The sequence below is a fragment of the Actinoplanes sp. SE50/110 genome (genome assembly GCF_900119315.1).
Lineage (GTDB): Bacteria > Actinomycetota > Actinomycetes > Mycobacteriales > Micromonosporaceae > Actinoplanes.
On sequence record NZ_LT827010.1, the window covers coordinates 7,692,731 to 7,716,031 of the forward strand.

General features: G+C 68.7%; 23 protein-coding genes, 3 tRNA genes and 1 pseudogene. 15 read left to right on the plus strand and 12 right to left on the minus strand.

What is annotated here, in order from left to right; genetic code table 11:
- Nucleotides 1–2: 2 nt before the first annotated feature.
- Nucleotides 3–683 carry a hypothetical protein gene (locus tag ACSP50_RS34315; RefSeq protein WP_014693914.1) on the minus strand — a complete coding sequence of 227 codons (681 nt, stop codon included), beginning with the start codon at nucleotides 681–683 and terminating at the stop codon, nucleotides 3–5.
- A gap of 138 nt (nucleotides 684–821) precedes the next feature.
- Here ACSP50_RS34315 and ACSP50_RS42790 point away from each other — a divergent pair, with 138 nt between their 5' ends.
- Nucleotides 822–965 (plus strand): hypothetical protein, encoded by a 144-nt coding sequence (locus ACSP50_RS42790; protein WP_014693915.1) that lies wholly within the window; start codon nucleotides 822–824, stop codon nucleotides 963–965.
- A 17-nt stretch (nucleotides 966–982) separates the two neighbouring features.
- Here the strand turns inward: ACSP50_RS42790 and ACSP50_RS34320 are convergent, their stop codons facing one another.
- Nucleotides 983–1,408 carry a hypothetical protein gene (locus ACSP50_RS34320; RefSeq protein WP_085945608.1) on the minus strand — a complete coding sequence of 142 codons (426 nt, stop codon included), beginning with the start codon at nucleotides 1,406–1,408 and terminating at the stop codon, nucleotides 983–985.
- Nucleotides 1,405–2,196 carry a hypothetical protein gene (locus ACSP50_RS43605; RefSeq protein WP_014693916.1) on the minus strand — a complete coding sequence of 264 codons (792 nt, stop codon included), beginning with the start codon at nucleotides 2,194–2,196 and terminating at the stop codon, nucleotides 1,405–1,407. The genes ACSP50_RS34320 and ACSP50_RS43605 overlap by 4 nt, the downstream gene beginning before the upstream one ends.
- 41 nt (nucleotides 2,197–2,237) lie before the next feature.
- Here ACSP50_RS43605 and ACSP50_RS34330 point away from each other — a divergent pair, with 41 nt between their 5' ends.
- The 6 genes from ACSP50_RS34330 (at nucleotide 2,238) to ACSP50_RS34355 (ending at nucleotide 8,080) form a co-directional block, all read left to right on the plus strand.
- Complete coding sequence (locus ACSP50_RS34330; RefSeq protein ID WP_014693917.1) at nucleotides 2,238–2,594, plus strand: hypothetical protein; 357 nt, start codon at nucleotides 2,238–2,240, stop codon at nucleotides 2,592–2,594.
- A 153-nt stretch (nucleotides 2,595–2,747) separates the two neighbouring features.
- Nucleotides 2,748–3,149: a hypothetical protein gene (locus ACSP50_RS34335; RefSeq protein WP_014693918.1), complete on the plus strand. Its 402-nt coding sequence runs from the start codon at nucleotides 2,748–2,750 to the stop codon at nucleotides 3,147–3,149.
- 215 nt (nucleotides 3,150–3,364) lie between these two features.
- Nucleotides 3,365–5,140: a tetratricopeptide repeat protein gene (locus tag ACSP50_RS34340; RefSeq protein WP_172898811.1), complete on the plus strand. Its 1,776-nt coding sequence runs from the start codon at nucleotides 3,365–3,367 to the stop codon at nucleotides 5,138–5,140.
- A gap of 281 nt (nucleotides 5,141–5,421) precedes the next feature.
- Entirely contained in the window at nucleotides 5,422–6,357 is a 936-nt protein-coding gene (locus ACSP50_RS34345; RefSeq protein WP_014693920.1) for an alpha/beta hydrolase, read from the plus strand.
- A gap of 10 nt (nucleotides 6,358–6,367) precedes the next feature.
- Nucleotides 6,368–7,120: a YafY family protein gene (locus ACSP50_RS34350; RefSeq protein WP_043516146.1), complete on the plus strand. Its 753-nt coding sequence runs from the start codon at nucleotides 6,368–6,370 to the stop codon at nucleotides 7,118–7,120.
- 183 nt (nucleotides 7,121–7,303) lie between these two features.
- Nucleotides 7,304–8,080, plus strand: coding sequence for an L-type lectin-domain containing protein (locus ACSP50_RS34355; protein WP_014693922.1), 777 nt, complete (start codon nucleotides 7,304–7,306; stop codon nucleotides 8,078–8,080).
- A 52-nt stretch (nucleotides 8,081–8,132) separates the two neighbouring features.
- Here ACSP50_RS34355 and ACSP50_RS34360 read toward each other — a convergent pair whose 3' ends face one another.
- Nucleotides 8,133–8,336, minus strand: coding sequence for a DUF397 domain-containing protein (locus ACSP50_RS34360; RefSeq protein WP_014693923.1), 204 nt, complete (start codon nucleotides 8,334–8,336; stop codon nucleotides 8,133–8,135).
- A gap of 912 nt (nucleotides 8,337–9,248) precedes the next feature.
- Between ACSP50_RS34360 and ACSP50_RS42795 the strand changes: the two genes are divergently transcribed.
- The 5 genes from ACSP50_RS42795 to ACSP50_RS34380 all read left to right on the plus strand — a co-directional run bounded on the left by ACSP50_RS42795 (nucleotide 9,249) and on the right by ACSP50_RS34380 (nucleotide 15,340).
- Nucleotides 9,249–10,037 carry a hypothetical protein gene (locus ACSP50_RS42795; protein WP_014693925.1) on the plus strand — a complete coding sequence of 263 codons (789 nt, stop codon included), beginning with the start codon at nucleotides 9,249–9,251 and terminating at the stop codon, nucleotides 10,035–10,037.
- A gap of 318 nt (nucleotides 10,038–10,355) precedes the next feature.
- A complete protein-coding gene (locus ACSP50_RS43610) occupies nucleotides 10,356–10,808 on the plus strand; it encodes a hypothetical protein (protein ID WP_014693926.1) in 453 nt (150 codons plus the stop codon).
- 38 nt (nucleotides 10,809–10,846) lie between these two features.
- Nucleotides 10,847–12,886, plus strand: a complete 2,040-nt coding sequence (locus ACSP50_RS44935; RefSeq protein WP_014693927.1) for a tetratricopeptide repeat protein — start codon at nucleotides 10,847–10,849, stop codon at nucleotides 12,884–12,886.
- Between the two features lie 862 nt (nucleotides 12,887–13,748).
- Nucleotides 13,749–14,240 (plus strand): RNA polymerase sigma factor, encoded by a 492-nt coding sequence (locus ACSP50_RS34375; RefSeq protein WP_014693928.1) that lies wholly within the window; start codon nucleotides 13,749–13,751, stop codon nucleotides 14,238–14,240.
- Nucleotides 14,241–14,815: 575 nt separating this feature from the next.
- A complete protein-coding gene (locus tag ACSP50_RS34380; protein WP_043512755.1) occupies nucleotides 14,816–15,340 on the plus strand; it encodes a hypothetical protein in 525 nt (174 codons plus the stop codon).
- A gap of 65 nt (nucleotides 15,341–15,405) precedes the next feature.
- On the opposite strand, the gene ACSP50_RS42805 is transcribed toward ACSP50_RS34380, so the two are convergent.
- Nucleotides 15,406–16,023, minus strand: coding sequence for a hypothetical protein (locus ACSP50_RS42805; protein WP_014693930.1), 618 nt, complete (start codon nucleotides 16,021–16,023; stop codon nucleotides 15,406–15,408).
- Entirely contained in the window at nucleotides 16,007–16,357 is a 351-nt protein-coding gene (locus ACSP50_RS45275; RefSeq protein WP_014693931.1) for a PadR family transcriptional regulator, read from the minus strand. The genes ACSP50_RS42805 and ACSP50_RS45275 overlap by 17 nt, the downstream gene beginning before the upstream one ends.
- Before the next feature lie 274 nt (nucleotides 16,358–16,631).
- Between ACSP50_RS45275 and ACSP50_RS44940 the strand changes: the two are divergent.
- Together ACSP50_RS44940 and ACSP50_RS34395 are read left to right on the plus strand one after the other, a co-directional pair.
- A pseudogene (locus ACSP50_RS44940) lies at nucleotides 16,632–17,212 on the plus strand (recombinase family protein).
- A gap of 308 nt (nucleotides 17,213–17,520) precedes the next feature.
- Nucleotides 17,521–18,639 carry an IS630 family transposase gene (locus ACSP50_RS34395; RefSeq protein WP_014693932.1) on the plus strand — a complete coding sequence of 373 codons (1,119 nt, stop codon included), beginning with the start codon at nucleotides 17,521–17,523 and terminating at the stop codon, nucleotides 18,637–18,639.
- Nucleotides 18,640–18,775: 136 nt separating this feature from the next.
- Here the strand turns inward: ACSP50_RS34395 and ACSP50_RS34400 are convergent.
- The 3 genes from ACSP50_RS34400 to ACSP50_RS34410 form a co-directional block, all read right to left on the minus strand.
- Nucleotides 18,776–18,850 (minus strand) — tRNA-Val (locus ACSP50_RS34400).
- A 28-nt stretch (nucleotides 18,851–18,878) separates the two neighbouring features.
- Nucleotides 18,879–18,949, minus strand: a tRNA-Cys gene (locus ACSP50_RS34405).
- Nucleotides 18,950–18,987: 38 nt separating this feature from the next.
- Nucleotides 18,988–19,060 (minus strand) — tRNA-Gly (locus ACSP50_RS34410).
- Nucleotides 19,061–19,172: 112 nt separating this feature from the next.
- On the opposite strand from ACSP50_RS34410, the gene eis reads away from it, so the two are divergent.
- Nucleotides 19,173–20,351 (plus strand): enhanced intracellular survival protein Eis, encoded by a 1,179-nt coding sequence (eis, locus tag ACSP50_RS34415; RefSeq protein ID WP_014693933.1) that lies wholly within the window; start codon nucleotides 19,173–19,175, stop codon nucleotides 20,349–20,351.
- Here eis and ACSP50_RS34420 read toward each other — a convergent pair.
- From ACSP50_RS34420 to ACSP50_RS34430, 3 genes are read right to left on the minus strand one after another with little or no spacing between them, the layout of a single operon-like run.
- Nucleotides 20,348–21,076, minus strand: coding sequence for an FAD:protein FMN transferase (locus ACSP50_RS34420; protein WP_014693934.1), 729 nt, complete (start codon nucleotides 21,074–21,076; stop codon nucleotides 20,348–20,350). The two genes, eis and ACSP50_RS34420, sit on opposite strands and share 4 nt — an antisense overlap.
- A 30-nt stretch (nucleotides 21,077–21,106) precedes the next feature.
- A complete protein-coding gene (locus ACSP50_RS34425; protein WP_014693935.1) occupies nucleotides 21,107–21,610 on the minus strand; it encodes an FMN-binding protein in 504 nt (167 codons plus the stop codon).
- Between the two features lie 20 nt (nucleotides 21,611–21,630).
- Entirely contained in the window at nucleotides 21,631–23,223 is a 1,593-nt protein-coding gene (locus ACSP50_RS34430) for a ferric reductase-like transmembrane domain-containing protein (protein ID WP_014693936.1), read from the minus strand.
- Nucleotides 23,224–23,301 lie beyond the last annotated feature (78 nt).

Genomic DNA, 23,301 nt, shown 5'->3' on the forward strand with positions numbered 1-23,301 from the left:
CGTCACGTCGCCCTGCGACCAGTTGTCGATGCTCTGCGGGTCGATTCCGGCGCTGGCGCGCAGGGGCTCGGGGTGTCCGGGCTTGCCGGCGGAGGGCCTCGGGACAGGAGAGAGGTCTGCTCCTGCTGACCCGCACCGAACAGCAGGGCGACGACGTGCGCGGCCGCCACCTGGTCCATGTGGGCGAAGAACCAGTCCACCTTGTCATCCCGATAATGGTTGAGGGTGTTGTTCTGCGCCATGTTGCCCACCGGGACCTGCCACAGCGCGAGCGGCCGGCCCACCGCCTCGGTCATCGACTTGTAGAACCGCAGGGCCGCGGCGGCCTTCGCGTCGGTCCAGAAGCCGTTGGAGCCGCCGTGCTGCGGCAGCGCGTACCAGCCCGCATCCCGGTCCGACACGTCGCCGACCAGGAAGTCGGCCTTCGATGCGCCGAGGTCCCGATAGTCCCGGGCGCACCCCGCACTGTCGGTCTGCCAGTCCCAGCAGGACAGGTGCATGCCCACGGTGGTCTTCGGCGCGTACCTGCGCGCCATCGCGATCAGGCAACGAGCCAGGCCCGCGGCACTGTTCTCCTGGGCACCGCAATCCTTCGGATTCGCCGCGGTCACCTGCGCGGCCACCCGGTGCGGATTGCCGAGGGACCGGACATAGCCCCAGAAGTCAGGCTCGATGTCGATCATGTCCGGCGACCGGCCGATCTTCTGGAGGAAGAACCGGTAGTCGTTCAGATACCTGGTCAGCAGGTCGGCCCGGTTGATCGCCTTGACCTCGCCCGGACCGTCGCCCGAGCCGGCCAGATCGCCGCCGAGGCCATGGCCATGACCGAGGCGACTTGGGTCGACCCGCAGGTGGTCGCCCGCATCGCCTACCGGTCCTGGACCAGCCGCGCCCAGCTACGGCACCCGGTGTACCGGGGTGTGCTGGACGACCGGGACGTCTCGGCCGCGCAAATGCCCGAGTAGCCGCCCCGGCCCGCACGTTACTGCGCAGGTCCTTCCCGGCCAGGGCGTCGTCGGAACGGGACAAGGTGAGAGCTGGGGTCGGTGGCTTGGCGGCGTAGCGCGGTGTTCTCGGTGTGCAGCGCAGCGATCACCGTGGCGGCGGCGTCAAGCTGCGCTTGCAGCGTGCGGCGCTCAAGGGTGCTGGCGCGCAGACGTTCGCGTAGTTGCTCTAGTTGTTCATCGCGACGGCGAACGGCCAGGCCGGTAGGGCTGTCACCGGGGCGGGCGTCCCATTCGGCAAGGATGTCAGCGGCGCGGTTCATCGTGGCCCGGCTGACTTGGGCTTCACGCCAGAGGTTGTTCTTGGTCAGCGTGCCGTCGGTGTGCTGTGGTCGGCTGTCGAACAGCCGTTGCATCGCCGCACGAAGTCGTTGCCGGGTGGCGGGCGACACGCCGACGCTCATGGGTGGTGCCGATCGAGGACGCGGTCTACTTCCTTGAGTTCGGCCTCGATACGGCGCCGGTGGCTGGGGGCCAGTTTGTCGGTGTCCAGCAGGTGGTGCAGAGACGACTGCTCGGCGCTCCAGATCGGGATGTGTGCGGGGGCGATGATGCTGTTCGCGCAGCGGCTGGGCTGGCCGCGGTCGAGCAGCGGGCCCAGGTGGCCGTCCGGCACGATGGCGTCTTCCAGGCACTTTGCCCCGGCGGGATCGTTGTCGTTCATGGTGCAGTGGTTGAGTTTGCCGAACCGGATCGAAATCCGGGTGCGGCGCAGCAGGTCGCGTTCGACGCGGATGTCGCCGCGGCGGGCTTGGTTTGTGGCGCGTAGCTGCTCGGCTTGGGCGCGGACGGCGGCGAACGTTTCGCGCATGCGGTCGGCGCCAGGGCCGAAACCGATGGTGTGACCGTCGGTGTCGGCGTCGAAGAGTTCGGTCAGACGCTCGAAACGGCGTTCCGTGATCGATTTGTCGAGCTGACGTGCCCAGGAGGGGTCGTTGTCCATGTAGCTGCTGGTGATGCGGTTCGCCAGGGCTCGGGTGGCGACATGCTTGAGTTGCATGCCGACGGCGATCTCGGCTCCTGGGGTGTCACGGGTCAGCATGGCCATGGTGCGCCGGAACATGTGTGGGGTGACCTTGCCTGGTGGGATGAGTTCGAGGCCGCTGATGTGCCGCCATCGGGTCATGTGGTTGATGAGGTCGACGATCGCGGCGATGCTGGCGAAGCCGTCTCCTGTGCGCTTGCCGGTCACTGTGGCGAACGTCAGGGTTGAAAGGCCGCACCTTCCCAGAGGTGACCGCGCTCGTAACCGAGCACGTTGCGGCCTGGGCCGACGGGCAGGGCTGGCACGTTGCGCGTGAAGTGCCCGCCAGGATCGCCCGGCAGACCCGCAATGGCCCGTACCAGGCCCGCCTGGACATGATGTGCCAGCGCCCGGGCAACCTGCCGCCGGTCGCGATCGAGATCGACCGGACCGGCAAGGTGTGGTCGCTGCGCAAACTCGTGGCCGAAGCCGACGCGGGCGCAGTGGCGCTCTGGGTTCGCTGGCGCGGCCGCACCCGGATCGCGATCCCCGCCGACATCGGGCTGGTAGACATCAGCGGCGCCGGCCCGACCATACGGCTGCCGCGCGGCGCGCGCCCCTGGTAGCAGGCAAGCGGCAGCGCGCTACGGCCTTCCCCGGCAGGCCGGCCGACGGCTTGGCAGGCGCCGGCGTCTTTCTGACACACGAGCTGTGTGGTGATCGTTTCGCTGCGCTAGGTAACACTGTGGACTTGGCAATGCGGTCTAAGGAGGGTGCGGATGTCGAATCTTGAGGTAATTGTGGCGGCGTTGGCGGCCGGGGCGGGCGCTGGTGTGAAAGACACCGCATCAGCCGCGGTCAAGGACGCGTACGCCGGGTTGAAGACGATGTTGCGGCCGTGGGTGCGCGGTGACGCACGCGCCGCCCTGGACGCCGACGAGACCGACGAGACCGCGCTGCAGGGGCGCCTGGCCAAGGAGTTGCAGGCCTCCGGCGCCGTCGAGGATGAGCAGGTCCTTGCCGCCGCGCAAAGGTTGCTGGCCGCAGCCGACCCGGCGCGGGCCGCAACGTACAACATCAATGTCGGAACCAACTCGGGCGTGGTCGGCGGCACGATCACCGCACCAGTGACGGTCAACCACACGCCGCCGGTCCCCCCAGTCCCGCCGGCGACGGCGTAAGGCCACCCGTCCCCGGCGCCCTCACCGGCCCGCCCCCTGTCCACACCGGCAACAACCACGGCGTGACTGCCGGAGCCATCTACGGTTCCGTGCACGTCAACGGCCGCGTTCCCATTTCCTGGCCCCACCGAGTCGGGGTAGTGCCGCCCCGAGCGGACTGCCGTCAGCCGCGTGGGGAGGACACGACCCTGCACACCGCCGGGCCCGGTCACACCGTGGTGTGCCAGGTCGTCACCGGCCTGGGCGGGGTCGGTAAAACGCAGCTGGCCGCCGAACTGGCCCACCGCTACTGGGACGAACACCTGGTGGACCTGTTGGTCTGGGTGACCGCCACCTCCCGCAGCAACATCATCTCCGCATACTCGCGGACGGCCGCGGAGATCAGCGGGGTCGAGGACCCGGATCCGGAGCAGGGCGCGGCCCGGCTGCTGGCCTGGCTCGCCGCCACCGACCGGCGATGGCTGATCGTGCTGGACGACCTGGCCGACCCCGGCGACCTACGCGGCCTATGGCCACCGGTCCCGCCGGTGGGACGCACGGTCGTCACGACCCGCCGCCGCGACACCGCCCTGCTGGCCGGCCGGCACGTCATCGCACTGGGCCTGTTCACCCCCGTCGAGGCCGACACCTACCTGACGCACAAACTGGCCGGCCAGCCGCACCTGCTCGATGGGGCGCGTGAACTGGCCTGCGATCTGGGGTTTCTGCCGTTGGGGTTGGCGCAGGCCGCGGCGTATCTGCTGGACCGGAACCTGTCGTGCACGGGCTACCGCACCCGGCTGGCCGACCGACGCCGCCGGCTGGCCGACCTGCTACCTGACGATGGGGCGCTGCCCGACGACCACCAGGCCACCGTCGCGGCGACCTGGGCGTTGTCGATCGAGTTGGCCGACGCGTTGAAGCCGGCCGGGGTGGCCCGGCCGTTGATCGAACTGGCCGCCCTGCTCGACCCCAACGGCATCCCCGCCACCGTGTTCGACACCGACAAGGTCGCCGGCTACGTCAACAGCCGGGTCGGCCGGCCGGTCGACGCAGAGCAGTTACGGGACGGTTTGCAGGCGCTGCACCGGCTCAGCCTGCTCACCGCCGACACCAGCACCGGCATGGTGCGGGTACACGCCCTGGTCCAACGCGCCGTCCGCGACACCATCCCCGACGACCGGCTACCCGAACTTGCCGCCGTCGCCGCGGACTCACTGCTCACGGTATGGCCCGACATCGACCGCGATCCCGCCTACACCCAAACCCTGTACGCCAACACCACCGCCCTGCACACCACCACCGGCGACACCCTGCTCACCCCAGACGGGCATACGCTGTTGTTCCACGCCCCTACCCGTCTCGGAGAAACCGGCCAGGTCAACGCCGCGATCACCGCCTACCAGCGACTGTTCGACACCTGTCTGCGGGTACTCGGCCCCGACCACCCCCACACCCTGACCACCCGCAGCCAACTCGCCCGCTGGCGGGGCCACGCCGGGGACCCGACCAGCGCCGCCACCGCCTACGAACAGCTGCTCGCCGACCGGCTGCGGGTACTCGGCCCCGACCACCCCGACACCCTGACCACCCGCCACAACCTCGCCTACTGGCGGGGCCAGGCCGGAGACCCGGCCGGCGCCGCCACCGCCTTCGAGCAGCTGCTCGCCGACCGGCTGCGGGTACTCGGCCCCGACCACCCACACACCCTGACCACCCGCAGCAACCTCGCCCGATGGCGCGGCGAAGCCGGGGACCCGGCCGGCGCCGCCACCGCCTTCGAGCAACTGCTCGACGACTATCTGCGGGTACTCGGCCCCGACCACCCCGACACCCTGACCACCCGCCACAACCTCGCCTACTGGCGGGGCCAGGCCGGAGACCCGGCCGGCGCCGCCACCGCCTCCGAGCAACTGCTCGACGACTATCTGCGGGTACTCGGCCCCGACCACCCCGACACCCTGACCACCCGCCACAACCTCGCCTACTGGCGGGGGCAGGCGCGTCGCTGAGTGTGTCGGCTTGGGGTACACCTCAACACCACAGGCCTCCCTGCAGCAGCGCGGTGATCTCCTGGGCTGCCGCAGGCAGGCAGCTCCGCGGGGCCGGTCGGCGGCTGCCGGTTCACGCCGAGGATCGGGCTGGAAGATCTTGGTATCGAGGTGGCGGTTCGCAACGGACGCTGAAATCCGTACAGAGCTACCGCGTTGCCGCCCGCACGTCGTCCGTTGTGAGGCAGCCCATACCAAAACGGTGACAGGGCGCTGTCGCATACCGGTGGGATGGTTCCCCGATGAACCTTGTCGACCAAGACTGCCTCGCCGAAACCGAGGCGTTCAACGCACAGTTTGAGGCAGCCGCCGCGAGCCGGCCTTCCCGCGAAGCGTCGCTGGACGCAGCGACGTTGGCCACCCTGCGACGCAACCGGCTGGCCGGCGATGCGCCACCGGTGCGGCTGCCGCAGGGACGAGACCGGGTGGTCGAGGACGTGCCGGTGCGGGTATTCGTCCCGGACCACGTCGATGGCGTGTACCTGCATATCCACGGCGGTGGTTGGACGTTCGGTTCGGCGGATGGGCAGGACGAGCGGCTGTGGCGGCTCGCCCAACAAGCGCGGCTGGCCGTGGTCAGTGTCGAGTACCGCCTAGCGCCCGAGCACCCACTGCCGGCCGGGGCCGACGACTGCGAAACGGTCGCCCGGTGGCTGGTGAAAAACAGCGAGGCGGAGTTCGGTGCCGGACGGCTACTTATCGGCGGTGAGTCGGCCGGTGCCCACTTGAGTGTGCTGACCCTGTTACGCCTACGCGACCGACATGGCGTCATCGGCGCCTTCCAGGCGGCGCATTTGCTGTTCGGGCCGTACGACCTGTCCATGACGCCGAGCCAGCGGTTGTTCGGCTCCCGTCGCCTGCTGGCCAACACCCCGTCAGCGCGGGCTACGTACGAACGCGTCACCCCCGGGCTTGACCCGGTACAGCGCCGTGATCCGCAGATCTCGCCGTTGTACGCGGACCTGACCGGCCTGCCACCAGCGCGCATCGTGGTCGGCACGATGGATCCCTGGCTGGACGACTCGCTGTTCCTCGCGACGCGGTGGACCGCCGCCGGGGCACCCGTACAACTGAACGTGGTCGCCGGCGCCATGCACGGGTTCACCCTGTTCCCGTTGACCGTCACTGACCGGGAGGAACGCCGCGGCCAGGATTTCCTGCGCAATGCGCGCGGGTAGCGTCGGCGCCGTGAACCGTACCGGTAGGCTCTATGCGTTGGTGGAGGAGTTGCGCGCTGCGGCGCCGCGCCCGGTGACGGTCGCGGCGCTCGCCGCCCGCTTCGAGGTCAGCCGACGCTCGGTGCAGCGTGACCTACAGACCTTGCTGGAGACCGGAGTCCCGGTCCGTGCGGTGCCGGGACGGCGCGGTGGCTGGGTGATCGACCCGGCGATGACCCTGCCCCCGATCCGGTTCACCCCTGACGAGGCATCCGCCCTGGTCCTCGCGCTCGCCGCCGTGGGCAGCACCGTCCCGTACTCAGGGTCCGTCCGCTCGGCTCTGCAGAAGATCGCCGCCTCGTTGTCCGGCCCCGCCTCGGACGTGGCCCGGAACCTGGCCGCCCGGGTCGTAGCGCTGCCGCCCCGGCCCGGCCCGGCGGTTCGCGGCGCGGTAGAGCAGGCCATCACCGGTCACGCCGTGCTTCGGCTGTGCTACGTCGACAGCGCCGGACGTGACAGCGAACGGGAGATCGAACCAGCCGGGCTGCTCACCTCCCAGGGCCGCTGGTATCTCATCGGGTGGTGCCGCACCCGGCGCGCGGCGCGCGGGTTCCGGCTCGACCGGATCCTGGCGGCGGCACCGACCGGCGAGCCGGCACCACCTCGTGACCTGGCTATGCTGCTCGACTCCGCAGCGGCCAGTGCAACGCTGCCGGACGCTCTAACCCCGCTAGCCTGCGCTACCGCGCCAGCCCCACCGGCTTCAGAGCGCACTGCCACATAGCCGGCGCATCCACTGACATTTAGTCACCCCATCGGCAGCTCTGCAGCCGGGCCATCAGGTCGCCGCCTTCGGCGGGCGTGCGGGCTCTTCGGAGCAATAGTCAGATCCGCTCACGCGCGCACGGATAGTGACCTACGTTGAGTCACGTTCCCGCTGGCATGACATCGAGAGGCAGACAGAACCGTGTCCCGTTCACATTTTTCACGCCTCATCCGGGCCGGGCTGGCAGGCTCCGTCGCACTCACACTCGCGGCGATCACCACACCGACCGGCGCGTTCGCCGCCGGCGCCGACACCCCGGTCGACTTCCCGAACTTCAACGGCTCGTCGCGCATGCTCGACCGAAACGGAACTGCCGACATTCTGGTGGCCGGTCGCCGGCACCAGCGCATCCTCCGGCTCACCGCCGGTGGGTACGAGCAGACCGGCTCGGCGTGGGCCCTGCCGAAGTTCGATCTCACGAGCTCCTTCGAGACGGCTTTCAGGGTCTACCTGCACCACGGACGGCCAGGCGCCGACGGCATCGCGTTCCTCATCCAGGGAGTCGGTCCGCATGCCCTCGGCGGCTGGGGCGGCGGCCTGGGTTACCGGGGCATCAAGAAGAGCGTCGCGGTCGAGTTCGACACCTTCCAAAACACCTCCGACCCGAGCAGCAACCACCTCGCGGTCGTGCTCAACGGCGACCCCGAGCACCACATGGCGGCCGCCGACCCGTCAATTCCCCTCTACGGGCGGCCGTTCAACGCGCGGATCACCTACAACGCGGACGCACACGAGCTGAAGGCGTACGTGAAGTCCTTACGCGCCGGCACGACCGAGGAACTCGTCCTCGACGAGTCGATCGACTTGACCGCCGAGACCGGCGTCGACGCAGCGTGGCTCGGCTTCACCGGCAGCACCGGCACGGCGCTGTCAAAGCAGGACATCTACTCCTGGTCGGTGCAAGGCACCAAGTCCTGACCGAGCGACCGCTGATGCTGCCGCTGGCGCACCAGCGGTACGACCGGTCGGCCTACGGCAGGTCGAATTCACCGGCCTTCGCGCCGGCCACGAACGCCTCCCATTCGGGACCGGTGAAGATCAGCGTCGGGCCGGCCCTGTTCTTGCTGTCACGGACAGCCACCTGGTTGTTCTCCAGGAACGCGGTCTCGACACAGTGCCCGGCGGCACCACTGCGGCTCGACGTGAACCATGTGACATTTTTGCCGACGTTCATGTCCTGTCCTTTCGTCAGGAGGGTTACCGGCATGTGCTGCTATGCGCGGGACTCGCGGCGCGAAGCGGTTGTTGCCGATCGGCTAGCTGCCGGTTCCGGGCCGCCGCGGGCTCGCCCTGCGATACGGCCGAGTTCGACATCATTGACTTCTTGCCGACGGTCGTGGTCGTCGTCCTGGCGCTACCGCCGGCGGCTCCCCCATGCTTACCCACATGGCCAGTCTGCGCCGACCGAGTTGCCCCATCGGCGGATCACCGAAGTCGCACCCCAGAAGCCTCAGGCCGCCCGCGCATAAGACGTGAGTCCGAGCCCCAGCCGGCCTTTGGGCGGTGGCGACCTCGCGCAGCCTGCGGTTGAGCACTGCCCGTGCACACGGTCCGACGCCGTGCCGCAGGGCCAACAAATCACCGTCCGAGCCCGCACGCTGGCCGACATCCACAGCGCATCGTCTGTCTGCTCAATCCTCCCGATACTCACCGCGTCGAGGTGCGGAAGGAGCTTCCGGATCGTCTCGTCACACAGCCTGCAACGAGTCATCCGCGAGGATCAACGATGACCTCGCCGTCAAGCTCAGCGACCTGGCCAGGGTCCTACAGGACGAGGACAGTCTCGACGAAACCCTGCAGGCGATCGTGGAAGCGGCAGTCAACACCGTCCCCGGCGCACAGTACGCCGGACTATCGCTGGTGGAACACAGCCGGGTGGTGAACACTCGGGTCGGCATTGCAGAGCTGGTCTTTCAGGTGGACGAGGCCCGCAGGTGAAAGCCAAATTTGGTGCTGACGGCATCACACTGCTTCCAATACACGCGTAGCCGGTCCTGACCGAAGGCCATGGCCGGCTACGCGTTCAATCACTGAGAGTTAGTTACATCCCGCTTGGTGCGGTAGGGCCACCACCCTGCCCCGCGTCTTGCCCCGCAGCCTGAGCGTTGCCACCGGTCTGACCCGCGCCCTGAGCGTTGCCACCGGTCTGACCCGCGCCCTGAGCGTTGCCACCGGTCTGACCCGCGCCCTGAGCGTTGCCGGTCTGACCCGCAGACTGACCCGCGGTCTGACCCGCGGTCTGACCCGCAGTCTGAGCGTTGCCATCGGTCTGACCCGCGCCCTGAGCGTTGCCACCGGTCTGACCCGCGCCCTGAGCGTTGCCGGTCTGACCCGCAGACTGACCCGCGGTCTGACCCGCGGTCTGACCCGCAGTCTGAGCGTTGCCATCGGTCTGACCCGCGCCCTGAGCGTTGCCGGTCTGCCCCGCAGCCTGAGCGTTGCCACCGGTCTGACCCGCGCCCTGAGCGTTGCCACCGGTCTGACCCGCGCCCTGAGCGTTGCCACCGGTCTGACCCGCGCCCTGAGCGTTGCCACCGGTCTGACCCGCGCCCTGAGCGTTGCCGGTCTGACCCGCAGACTGACCCGCGGTCTGACCCGCAGTCTGAGCGTTGCCACCGGTCTGACCCGCGCCCTGAGCGTTGCCACCGGTCTGACCCGCGCCTTGGGTGCCGTAACCGGCCTGCCCACGAGGATTATCGGCACGCGCTGGCGACGCTGGGGCAGCAAGGGTGAGGGCCAATGCCCCCGCAGTTGCGGCCAGACGACCAAGAGCCTTCTTCATAGAACCTTCCTCTCATCAACGACAGGAGGCGCAAACACGCCCAAGCGATTGCAACACGGTCTGGCAGATCAGAACCTCATGTTTGCGACATAAACCTAGAACTTCTCGCGTATAAGCGCTTAGAACGGACGTCGATTGTCAATCTGCGGTATACCCCGCCATCGGTACCCCCATGGCGATCACCGTGGCGGCGTACGCAACCTTGCGACGCCCTCCGACCACCACCTGACCAGGGCGCCACGAGGGTGAGATAGGTGCACCGGGACTGTGCCTCGCCGCTGCGGGTGCGCGCAGGAGTCTCGTCTGGGTGAAGCGGCGTTGATGTCCGCGGGACACGCGTTTCGCGCTGTGATCAACTGGTGTCGATGGTGACAATCGGGGTTTGCTTCAGCCGTGAATAGGGAGGCGCTGGTGTCGAACCTTGAGCTGATCGTGGGTGCGTTGGCCGCTGGAGCGAGCGCGGGGGTGAAGGACACCGCGTCGGCGGTGGTGCGGGACGCGTATGCCGGGTTCAAGGCGATGTTGAAGCCGTGGGTGCGGGGTGAGGCACGCGCGGCGTTGGACGCGGACGAGACGGATCCGCAGGTGTGGCAGGCGCGGCTGGGGCAGGAGTTGACTGTCTCGGGCGCGGTCGACGATGAGCAGATCCTCGCGGCGGCCGCGGCGTTGCTGGAAGCGGTGGTGGACGCGGACCGGGTCACCGACAGCGGTGCTGCCACCGCGACCGCCGGAGGGCACGCCAGCACCGGTATCGCCGGCGCGGCCGGTGACCGGGCGGCGCAGGTGACCCGGTCGGGGGAGGCGCGCGCGGAGGGGCACGGCTCGGTGGCCAACACCGGCGTGTACCGCTCGCCGCGGCCGTGACCACCGCTGCGGGCGGTGAAGGTCTCGGCGGAGGTCGGGTGGTCGGCTCGGGGGACGCCTGTGCCGACCGGGGCGGCATCGCCAATACCGGTATCTACATCGACCTGCGGCCTGCGCCGTCGCGACCGGACCCGGTGTGGCCGATCATCGAGGTTTCTTCACTGCCCGTGCAGGCGTCAGCGTTCCAACCCCGTCCGGGGCTGCGTCAGCGGGTGGAGGCGGCGCACCGGGCCGGCCGCGACGTCGTGCTCACCCAACCCGACCAGCAACAGGCGTTAGGTCGGGGGACGCAGGTGCTGGCCGGAGGTGGCGGGGTCGGTAAGTCGCAGCTCGCGGCCTGGTTCGCCCGGCAAGCCATCGCGGAACGTACGGATGTGGTGGTGTGGGTCAACGCCGCCAGCACCGACCAGATCGTCACCACCTACGCCGCCGCCGCGACCAAAGTCGCGGCGCCCGGCGCTGATGGGACCGACCCGGCCACGGACGCGAAAGCGTTCCTGTCCTGGCTGAGGACCACCGACCGGGCCTGGCTGGTGGTGCTGGACGACATCACCGACCCGGCACAGGTGAGGGGATGGTGGCCGCCGCACGGGCGTACCGGGTGGACGCTGGCCACGACCCGCCGCCGAGACGCCGTCTTGACCGGTGGGGGCCGGCACCGCATCGACGTCGACGTGTACAGCCCGACCGAGTCCGTCGCCTACCTGGCCCAGCGGCTGACCGACGGCGGGTGCCTGCACCTGTTCGACGAGTCGACGGCCCACCAGCTCGGGATGGCCCTGGGCCATCTGCCCCTGGCTCTGTCCCACGCCGCCGCCTACATGATCGACCAAGAGGAAAGCTGCGCCGCCTACCTCGACCGCTACACCAGCGCCGCGCCGCTGGCGAAGCTGATGCCGGCCGAGGCTGACAGCGACGACTACGGCATCCCCGTGGCCGTGACCCTGCTGCTCGGTGTAGACGCCGCCGACCAGCGCGAACCCGTCGGGTTGGCCCGCCCCGCCCTCGGGTTGGCTGCCCTGCTCGACCCGGCCGGGCACCCCGACACCCTGTGGACGACCACTGCGGTCACCGACTACCTGGCCTCGCACCGCAGCACCGGTGCCGGCGTCCCGGTCACCGCCGAGCAGGCCCGGCAGGTGCTACGGCTGCTGGACCGCTACGGGCTGATCGCCCACACCAGCGCCGACACCGCCCGCAGCGTGCGCATCCACGCCCAGACCGCCCGCGCCACCCGTGAAACCCTCACCGACCCCAGCCCCGTCGCCCAGGCGGCCGCGGACGCCCTGCGCGCGGTATGGCCCGACATCGACCACGGCACCACCGACCTGATCACCGCCTTACGCAGCAACACCACCACCTTGGCCGAGCACGCCGGTGACCTGCTCTGGCACCCCGACGGGCCCACACTGCTGTACCGGGCCGGAATCAGTCTGCTCAACGCCGGCCTGCACACCACCGCCGTCGCCTACTGGCAGCACATGACCGACCAAGCCACCCGACTGCTCGGCGACGATCACCCGGACACCCTCACGGCCCGGGCCAGCCTCGCCGCCTCGTATCGGCTGGCGGGGCGTACCGCCGACGCCATCGCCCTGGAGGAGCAGGTGCTCGTCGATACGGTGCGGGTGCTCGGCGAGCAGCACCCGGGCACCCTGCGCGCCCGGGGCAACCTCGCCGCCTCGTATCGGCAGGCGGGGCATACCGCCGACGCCATCGGCCTGGAGGAGCAGGTGCTCGTCGATACGGTGCGGGTGCTCGGCGAGCAGCACCCGGACACCCTGATCGCCCGGGGCAACCTTGCCGCCTCGTATCGGCAGGCGGGGCGTACCGCCGACGCCATCGGCCTGGAGGAGCAGGTGCTCGTCGATACGGTGCGGGTGCTCGGCGAGCAGCACCCGGACACCCTGATCGCCCGGGGCAACCTCGCCGCCTCGTATCGGCAGGCGGGGCATACCGCCGACGCCATCGCCCTGCAGGAGCAGGTGCTCGTCGATACGGTGCGGGTGCTCGGCGAGCAGCACCCGGAAACAGTGGCCATGGGTGAAGCGCTACGCGCGTGGAAGAGCACGACGTAGCCCGGTCGCGGCGGGGTATGTGATTTGGGGTACACCCCATTTAGACATTCCTGGTGCGGCGAGCCATTTCGAGGTGCTACGGGGCCAGGGTGTCGAAGATGGTCGTTGCCGAGAATCCGCTGCCGGCCGGCGAGGTTCTGCTAGCCGGGCTTCCACAAGTGCTCGGTGGTCGACGTAAAGCAGTTGACGCAGTGGCTGACCACTGCGGCGTGGGAGGTTAAGCGACGCTCTGGCCCGGTCCGCTGGACCGAAAGCAGAGTCAGCGCGACGGCGGCGGCGCGGGCGGACAGGCGGCCGGGAGTCCTGGCCCCTCGCCGGCGTGCTCGTCGGCTACGGCCGCGAGCAGGGCCCGCCAGCAAGCCGCGCTCACCGCGGCCAGCTGCGCGAAGTGCCTTCTTCGGCAGGCAGCGGTAAGAACACTGACCGGCGCGGGCTGAACAGGGACGCCGCGAACGGCGCCGCCTACCCCCGTCCTGCCCATCGCGAGGCGTCATCTGGCTTTCTTCGATGACCCCGGAGGATCGCAGATCGGAAGTCCTCAGGGTTGCAAATCAGGTGACTGGAGCCGGTTCTGATGGCGGCAGTGGCGCCATCAGATCGGTTTGCCGCTGCCGGGCTTATATCGGCCTTGCCAGGTCGTGCTATGCATGAAAAAGTTCGCAACATAGACATTGAGGTATGGAACTTCCTCTTAACCGTTAGCAATTGTCACGCAGTGATGAACGGAGGGTGAAGACAGTTTTGCGCGCTGATGTGGATCTTGATTGTCCGGCATCGGTTCATCTTCGGTAGCACGACGTCGTTCCCAGCGGCATGCCATATGACCGAACGACGCTAGCACGGGGAAACGGGGGAACGGGGGATGGCGGTTGAGGCCGACGACGCCTGCTTCGAAGCATTTGCAGAAGCGGTCCGGCAGTGGTTGCGCCACGAGGCCTACGGTATGTGCGGGGATTGGCACGAAGCTGACGACCTCGTCCAGACGGCCCTATGGAAGATCTATCGTCTTTGGCCTCGGCTGTGCAAGCAAGGCGGCCTGAGGGCATACGCCCGGCAGGTGGTGGTGACCAGTCTTCTGACCGAGCGCCGGCGCTCGCGCTGGCGTCACGAGCTCTTAACCTCAGTGATCATCGAGGCCGGCTATCAACCTGCCGCCCAGGACGCGGTGGAGGACCGAACCGTGCTGGCAGCTGCGATGAGCCAGCTCGGTGAGCGTCAACGGACGGTCCTCTCCATGCGCTTCTTCCGTGACCTCAGCGTGGAACAGACCGCTCGAGCTCTCGGGTGCACACCCGGCACAGTGACCAGCCAGACCGTACGAGCGCTGAAGAGGTTGCGCCAGGTACTGAGCTGAGCGTTGCTGGTCAAGGCGTCGGGACACCACGGCCAAGACGTGCGAGAGGGGGCCGGGAAAAAATTTCCTGAGACCGATGCAGTAAATCTGGGCATCGACCGCGTTCATTCTGGCGAGAGACCACCAACGCGTTGGTCGAGGCACCTCGGAAGAGGGGAGGAACGATGTGATCAAGTCGCCGCTACGCATTGGAACGAATCGACGTCCAGCCGGAGCGGCTACTTCCCCGTCATGTGAGTGATTGATTCACGGCTCAAGAAATTAACGGCCCCTTCAGCAGGGGCAGCCCTCGGCACAGCACCACCAATTCCCGAGGCCCGAATCCCGGATCCGCAGGCGCGGTTCAAGCCTAATCCCTAAGACGGATATTGACGTACACGCCGTCCCCCTCTTCCGCGCTTAGAAAACTGCGCTCCGGGCGTGGCTTACCCACCAAGAAGAGTAAGCCACAGAATCCGCACCACTACAGCGCCGTTATCGGCGCTCTGCTGCGGTGCAATGCATTGTTAGACATCGAAGATAATCTATTAAGTGGAGTCTAAGTGTTTCGTCAAGGCCTGAAAGTCCTCACCGGCATGGTGACCGCCGCAGCGATGGTTCTGACCTTCTCCACCGGAGCCTCAGCGTCCACCGGGGTGCTTGGCAGCAGCTCGGCCAGCGCGGTCAAGGCCGACACGTACGCCAGCACGAATGCGGCGGCGCAGAAGGTCTACGACGAGACCTTCAAATCCCTGGAGTCCACGGGCTCCGCTTCGTTCACTGCCGCAGACGGCTCGAAGCACACCATCTCGGTGAGCGACCGGGACATCGTTCTCGACGGCAAGTCGGCAATCAGCAAGTCGGCGGCCAGGACCGGGTCGGTCGTCGGGCCGATGGCGGGCGGCACCAGCGTGTGGTGCAAGGCCAAGATCGCGGCTGCGGTCGCCGCCCTCGCAGCCGTCGGCGTCGCCTTCATCGCCTTCATGATCACCGGGCTGTCGGAAAGCGCGATGGTCGCCATCGCCGGCATCACCATGCGGGTTAGCTCGTGGCAGGCCGTCATCGCGGGCGGGATCTCCGTCGCCGCGATCGGCAACCTGATCAAGGAATACGTGTGCTGATCAAGTAAGCGGAACCGAGTGCGTCCTGCCGAGGCTGGTGTGCAGCCTCGGCAGGGCGCACTACCTCATTGTCCCGGCTTGACTGAGGCAAACCGGCCGGCGACCAAGCCGCATACGAGCAGGACTGCGGCTACCACGCCGACTACCCACGTCGGCAGATGGAACACCGTCTGGTCAAGCGTGATCCACAGCGCGACACCTGCTGCGGCCAGCCCCAAAGAGGCCCACAGGCCCCGCCATCCCCGTTCGTCAAACGCACGACGTTCCGGAGTCCGTGCGTCACGGGAACGAGCTGGTGCCAATGGCGCCGTCACGAAAACCCAGGCGGGAACAATGACGACCACGAACAGGATCTGTCCCAGGCTGATCGATGACGTGGACTCATCCGTGAACGCCCAGGAAACCCCCGCTGCGAGCCCCAGCGTGAGTGGCAGCAGCGACGCCACCCGGCGACGGGCGTATCCCCGATCCGGGGGTGCAGGGCTCATCTCACTGGCCAGGACCGCCGCGTACTCCCTCGGCTCACCGAACGCCTCACGGGGACTTTGTCCGCTGTCGACACAGTGCGAATCGACATCCTCGACCGCCCTACTGATGGCGGCTGACGGCATCTTCTGGCTGGCGAGCTGGAGCTTGAAGTCATTGATCCATGCTGAATCAGTCGTGTTAGCCACCATGATCATCCTTCGTCCTGCCGTGAGCCAGCGAGTCAACGGTGGACGCGAACCGCTTCCACCGTGATCGAAGGTCGGTAAGTTCCGAACGTCCAGCGTCGGTGAGATGCAGATACTTACGGTCCGGCCCCTGACCACTCCTCCAGACCGGCTCCACCAGCTGTTGCGACTCAAGTCGAGCCAGCAGGGGATAGAGAGTGCCTCCCTTGATCACACCAAGCCCGGCCTCCTCCAGTCGTTCCGTGATCGCATACCCGTACGAGTCCCCCTCCGACAGGAGGCCGAGCACACACAGGCTGAGCGTCCCGCGCAGCCACTCAGCGGGCAATGAATTGACCGGCATAACTAACACCGTACCCAAAACTATCTAGGGAGTCTAGCTAGACTGCCTAGATAGTTGGGCGACACAGCACCCTTTGCGTCCGAGGCCAGGCCAGGCCAGCGAAACCCAGTCGAAGCACCGCCCGGTGGTGCGCAGCAGGCACAGCAGGAACGCCCACTTGGGGTATGCCCCAACACCGCATACCCCATCAGCACCAAAGCACGTCAGAATAGGGTCCGTTGTGGCGTTTCTTGACGCCTGTCCGGTGGCCTCACAGAGTTCAACCTGACAGGTTGTGGTCAGGAAGGCGAAGAAGAAGCGCGTCGGCTACATCCGGGTCAGCACCGTCGACCAGAACACCGTCCGCCAGCTCGACGGGATCGAGGTGGAGCGGGTCTTCACCGACAAGGCGTCCGGCAAGGACACCACCCGGCCGGCTCTCGACGAACTGATCGCCTACGTCCGCGACGGCGACACCGTCCTGGTCCACTCGATGGACCGCCTCGCCCGCAACCTCGACGACCTCCGCCGCCTCGTCCGCACCCTGACCGGCAAGGCGTACGGGTCGAGTTCGTCAAGGAGAACCTCGTCTTCACCGGCGAGGACTCCCCCATGGCCAACCTGCTGCTCAGCGTGATGGGCGCCTTCGCCGAGTTCGAACGCGCCCTCATCCTCGAACGCCAGCGCGAGGGCATCGCCGCAGCCAAGCAGCGTGGCGTGTACACCGGCCGCAAGCCGGCGCTAACCACCGAACAAGCCGACCGTCTCCGCGAACGCGTCGCCGCCGGCGAGCGCAAAGCCGACCTGGCCCGTGAGTACGGCATCAGCCGCGAGACCGTGTACGCCTACCTCCGCCCGACGGCCGCCACCAGCTGACCACCACCTGCTCCGTCGCGCCGTTCCGGAAGTCGCAGCCGTACCGCCAATACGGAACCAGGGTTGCGGACCGAATTCCGGAACGGCCGCCACCTCCGGCCGAGCGCGTCACCTGAAGATCTTGAACAGGCAACGCGGCCCGGCGGGCGCTGTTCCGCGGTGATGGAAGTGGAACGATACTCCGGCTAGTGCGTTGACCACGAACGTTCACCGGGTCGATGACACGCCGGATCACTTCCACCGGTAACTACTGGCGACGCCTCACTCTCAACGGCGGTGACATTCGTCGTGGAGAGTGAGGTAGCGGGTTGGCCGAGCCGGTCAGGGCACGGCGGTTGACGCAAGAAGAAGGCCGCAAGCTGCAACAACTAGTCCGCAGGGGCAAGCACGATTCGGTCCGGGTGCGCCGGGCGTTGATCATCATGGCGTCCGCGTCCGGGACACCCGTCGCGGCGATCGCGAGCCTGATCGCCGGGCATGAGGACACCGTCCGCGACGTGATCCACTCGTTCAACGAGATCGGCTTACGTGCGCTGGACCCTCAGTGGGCGGGAGGCCGTCCCCGCCGGATCAGTGACGACGATGAAGCGTTCATCGTCGCGACGGCCACGGCCCGCCCGAGCACGCTCGGGCGGCCTTTCACCTGCTGGAGCCTGCGCAAACTCGCCGATTTTCTGGCCACCGACGCCGCTCCTGAAGTCATCATCGGCCGGGAACGGCTGCGACAGATCCTGCGCCGTAACCAGGTCAGCTGGCAGCGGACCCGGACCTGGAAGGAGTCGAAGGACCCGGACTTCGACGCCAAACTCGACCGGATCGAGGAAGTCACCACCCGATTCCCGACCCGCAGCTTTGCGTTCGACCAGTTCGGGCCGTTGTCGATCCGCCCCAACCACGGCCGCGGCTGGGCCCCGCGATCGCATCCGGACCGGCTGCCGGCGACCTACCATCGCACGCACGGCATCCGCTACTTCCACGGCTGCTACAGCCTCGGCGACGACCAGCTCTGGGGCGTGAACCGGCGACGTAAAGGCGCAGACCACACCCTGTCCGCGCTGAAGTCCATCCGGAAAGCGCGGCCGGACGGCGCGCCGATCTACGTGATCATGGACAACCTGTCGGCGAACAAAACGCCGACCATCCGGGCCTGGGCCGCTTGTAACAAGGTCGAGCTGTGCCTGACGCCGACCAGCGCGTCCTGGGCCAACCCGATCGAGGCGCAGTTCGGGCCGCTGCGCATGTTCACCATGGCGAACTCGAACCACCCGAACCACACCGTCCTGGCCCGCAAACTGCAGCAATACCTGCGCTGGCGCAACGCCAACGCCCGCCACCCCGACGTCCTGGCCGCGCAACGCCGCGAACGAGCCCGAGTCCGCAGCGAACGCCAACAACGCTGGGGCCGACCCCGAGCCAAGGCCGCCTGACGATCAGACCCGGTGAACGTTCGTGGTCAACGCACTAGATGATCTTGCGCTCCCATTCTGCTCCCACAGTAAGGACCACAACAGCAACGGCTCGTTACCGGAAAACCGGTAACGAGCCGTTGACCTGTTAAAACCTTGGTGGGCGATACTGGGATCGAACCAGTGACCTCTTCCGTGTCAAGGAAGCGCGCTCCCGCTGCGCCAATCGCCCGCGCGGTAAAACCACACCCACCATAGAGAGGTGGAGACGGGATTTGAACCCGTGTACACGGCTTTGCAGGCCGTTGCCTCGCCTCTCGGCCACTCCACCGAGCAGAACCCGCACGTGTACGTGTGAAGGCCTCTCCGAGCGGACGACGGGATTCGAACCCGCGACCCTCACCTTGGCAAGGTGATGCGCTACCAGCTGCGCTACGTCCGCGTTGCCGCCCGGTCTCCCCGGCGACTCGAAAACCATAGCCGGTCACCAGGCCCTTCTCCAAACCGGGGTGCCCCGGCGTGTTGTGAGCTGGCGAAACCGGTTGGATGACGGGATGCAGATCCGGCAGATCACCGCTGACGAGCGGACCGCGACGATGTTCCCGCTGCAGTCCTACGCCTGGTTGCCGTCCCCGGGCACGCCGGAGGACGAGACGAAGCACCGGGCCAACCAGCGGTACTTCGCGACCACCACGATGCTGGTGGCCGAGGCGGGTGGGGAGACGCTGGCCTGCGCGGCCGGCTACCCGATGCGGCAGAACGTGCGCGGGGTGGTGCACGACATGGCCGGGGTCGCGTCGGTGACCTCGCGGCCGGAGGCGCGGCGCGGTGGGCTGGTGCGGCAGCTGCTGGATCGGCTGCTGGCGCAGTCGCGGGAGCAGGGCTGCGCGGTGAGCGCGCTGTACCCGTTCCGGCCGAGCTTCTACGCCCGGTTCGGTTATGTCGGGATTCCCCGGGTCCGGGTGGCGCGGTTCGCCCCGGAGGGGCTCTCCGACCTGCTGCGGCGCGAGCTTCCCGGTTCGGTCCAGCGTCTGCCGGGGCGGGACGGCTTCGCGGAGTACGACGTTCTCACCCACCGTCTCCTCGCCGACCGGCACGGCTTCGCGGTCTTCGACGAGACCCGTTCGCAGTTGCTGCGCGAGGACCCGGTGTGGATCGCCCTGGCCCGGGTGGACGGGGAGACGGTCGGCGGGCTGCGCTACCGGATCGACGCGCACGGTGGTGACCTGCTGGGGTCGAATCTGTTCAGCACCGGTCCGCTGGGCCGCGCGCTGCTGCTGCAGTTCCTGGCCCGGCATGTCGATCAGGTGTCCCGGGTGGAGGTGCTGCTCGGCGCGGACGAGCTGCCCGAGCTGTGGGGCACCGACATGACCGTGACCACCGCGGCGACCGTGCAGAACCCGGTCAGGAACGCCCCGATGGTCCGGGTGCTGGATCTGCCGGCGCTCGCCGGGGTCGAGGTGGGCGTGGGCGGGATCACCGTGGCGGTGCCCGGGGATCCGCTGATCGGCGGGGTGTGGCGGCTGGGCGCCGACGACGGGCGGCTGACCGTGCGGCCGGGCGGTACCCCGGCGGCCACGCTGACCGTCGCGGGCCTGAGCGCGCTGGTCTACGGCGTGCTGGACCCGGTGGAGGTGGTCACCCGCGGCCTGGGTGATCTGGACCGGGACGCGATCACGCGGCTGGACGCGCTCTTCCCCCGCCGTACGCCGTACATGTTCGCCGATTTCTAGTCGATGACCGGCAGGCCGGGTGAGGTGAAGGCCCGGCCGTCCTCGGTGACCGCCGCCGATTCGTAGCCGTCGGCGACCCGTTCGGCCAGCCAGGCGAGGCCGGGTTCACCCATGGCGAGGGCGGCGGTCGCGTACGCGTCGGCGACCGCCAGATCGGGCCCGGTCACGGTGACCGCCCGCAGCCCGGCCGCGGCCCGGCCGGTGCGCGGGTTCCAGATGTGCGCGCCGCGCTCGTAGGTGCCGGAGGTGGCCACCGCACCGTCCCGCACGCCGAGCACCCAGGCGAGCTTGTCGGCCTCCCACGGGTGCCGGACACCGACCCGCCAGGGGCCGCCGCCCGGTCCGGCGCCGCGCATCCGGATGTCGCCGCCGGCGTTGAGGTGGTGCCGGGTGGAGCCGGCCGCCGCGAGCCGGGCCGAGGCGACCTCGACCGACCAGCCTTTGACGTATCCGGACGGGTCGAGCGGGCCGCGCGCGTACGCGTCGAAGTAGCCGTCGGTCTCCCGCCACAGGTCGGCGCAGCGGTCGAGGACGAGCCGCAGGTCGGCCGAGCAGTCCTCGGGCCGGATCTCCCGCCGCCGCAGCCGGCTGACCTCGCTGTCGTGGGAGTACGTGCTGAACCGCGCGTCGACCTCGTGCAGCCAGGCGCAGGTGGACGCGATCAGCTCCCGCAGCCGGGACTCGGGGAGGTCGTCGGCGAGGTCGATGCTGACGACCGTACCCATGACGTGTTCGACGTGCCGCACCCCCGCAACCTACGCCGCCGCGTCGAGCGCCGCCTGCAGTGACGTCTTGTACGAGCCGCTGGTGAAGGTCGCGCCGGAGACCGTGTCGACCTTGGCGCTCTGCGCCTTGAGGGTCTCCTGGCCGAGCTTGGTGACCGCGTTCGGGTTGATCGTGCCGCTGTACCCGTTCTTGGGGTAGGTCGCGGTCGCGTCGGTCACCTTGCCGCCGGTCACCTTGATGGTGACCTGCACGGTGCCGTACTGGTTCTGCACGGCCCGGCCCTTGTAGGTGCCGTCCTTCAGCCCCGACGCGGCCGGCTTGTCGGCCGCTTTGTCGGCCGGCTTCTCGTCCTTCTTCTTCGACGGCGCCGAAGAAGCCGGCTTCTTCCCCGCGGCCGGCTCCGTGGTCTGCTGATCCGCGACGGGCGCGGCCTCGGCCGCCGGGGCCGCCGGCGGCTGCACGCTCAGGCGCACCCCGAGGATCAGGGCCGCACCGGTCAGGGTGCCGACGGCTGCTGCGGTGCTACGACGCATGACGATTCTCCCGAAAAGGATCAGAACTCGAAGGGGTCGAGGTGCAGCTGGCTGTCCGGCACCTCGAGCTGGCGAAGGGTGGCGACCGCGGCGTTGACCAGCCCGGGCGGCCCGCACAGGTACACGTCGCGCCGGTTCACGTCGGGCACCAGGCCGCGCAGGCCGGCCTCGGTGAACAGCCGCTGCGGCCCCGGGTCGGTGCGGGAGCCGACGATGTAGCGCACCCAGGCGTCCCGCTGCTCGGCCAGCTCCTCCAGCTCGGCCCGGAAGACCAGCTCGTCCGGGCGGCTGGCCCGGTAGATCACGATGGTGTCCGGCGGCATGTCCTCCAGCAGCGCCCGGATCGGCGCGATGCCGGAGCCGCCGGCGATCAGCAGGGCCCGGCGACGCGTACGCCGCTGGGCCGTGAACGTCCCGAACGGTCCCTCCGCCCAGACCGGGGTGCCGGGCCGCAGCGCGCCGAGCTTGGCGGTGTGCCCGCCGGCCACCGTCACCGTCAGCCGCAGCCACTCCCGGTTGGGGGCGGCGGACAGCGAGAACGGGTGCGACTGCCACCAGCCGTTGGCGTTCAGGAACCGCCAGCGCATGAACTGGCCGGCCTGTGCGGGCAGCCTGTCCAGGTTCTTCGCGGCGATGTAGATGGAGAACGTGTTGGCACCCTCGGCGACCACCTCGGCGACGCTGAACCGGTGCCGGGCGTTGAGCCAGACCGGTTCGACGATCCGGCCCCAGACCAGCGCGGCGATCACCAGGGCGCCCAGGCCGGGCCAGAAGTACGACGCGTACCGCCCGCTCAGGTCCGCGCCGGTGGCGACCTGGTGGCCGTAGCCGAGCAGCAGCACCAGGTAGCCGGTGAGGTGGATCAGGTGCCACAGCTCGTACGGCAGGTGGGTCCGCAACCAGCGGATCGAGGTGAAGGAGAGCAGCACGAGCAGACCGGTGGCCACCGTGGCGCTGATCATCTCGGGGAACGTGGTGATCACGCTCCACGCCTGGTCCACCACGCCGGTGTCGGCCTGCAGGGCGTACGCGTAGACGATGGTGACGATGTGCGCGAGCACCGCGACCAGCATCGACGTGCCCAGCCAGCGGTGCCAGCGGAGCAGGTCGCGGGACCCGACCCACTCCTCCAGCCAGGACACCCGGCTCATCATCAGCAGCTGGATGAAGAGCAGGTAGCCGCCGATCAGCCCGGTGATCCGGCCGGTGGCCAGCATCATGCTGGCGGTGTCGTGCACCGCGCCGGCGTGGGTGTCGAACAGCCACAGCGAGACGCTGGTGGCCAGCCCGGAGAAGAACAGCATCACGGTGAACAGCCGGTTGCCCGAGGTCGCCTCGGCCGGCGGCCGGTCCTCCGGCACCGGCACGCCGGTGCCGGCCTTCCAGCCGGTCGGCGAGGTGTTCGACTCGACCAGGATGTCGCCGCGCCGGTAGGGATCGGCCGGCTGCGACGGCGCCGCCGCCGGCCATTCCGGCATGGCGTCCCAGGTCGGCCCGGCATGCGACGGCCCGTTCCAGGACGGCCGGTCGTCAGTGTCCGAGCGCAGGCCGGCGAAGTAGCCGTCGTCGTCCTCCGGCAGCTGACGCTGGTCCTGGAAGGCCGGTATGGCCATCGTCCTCACCCGCTCACCACTAGTCCCGCGGCGTCCGCCACCCCTGCGGCCGACGTGACGGGCCGGTCTCGGTCGACG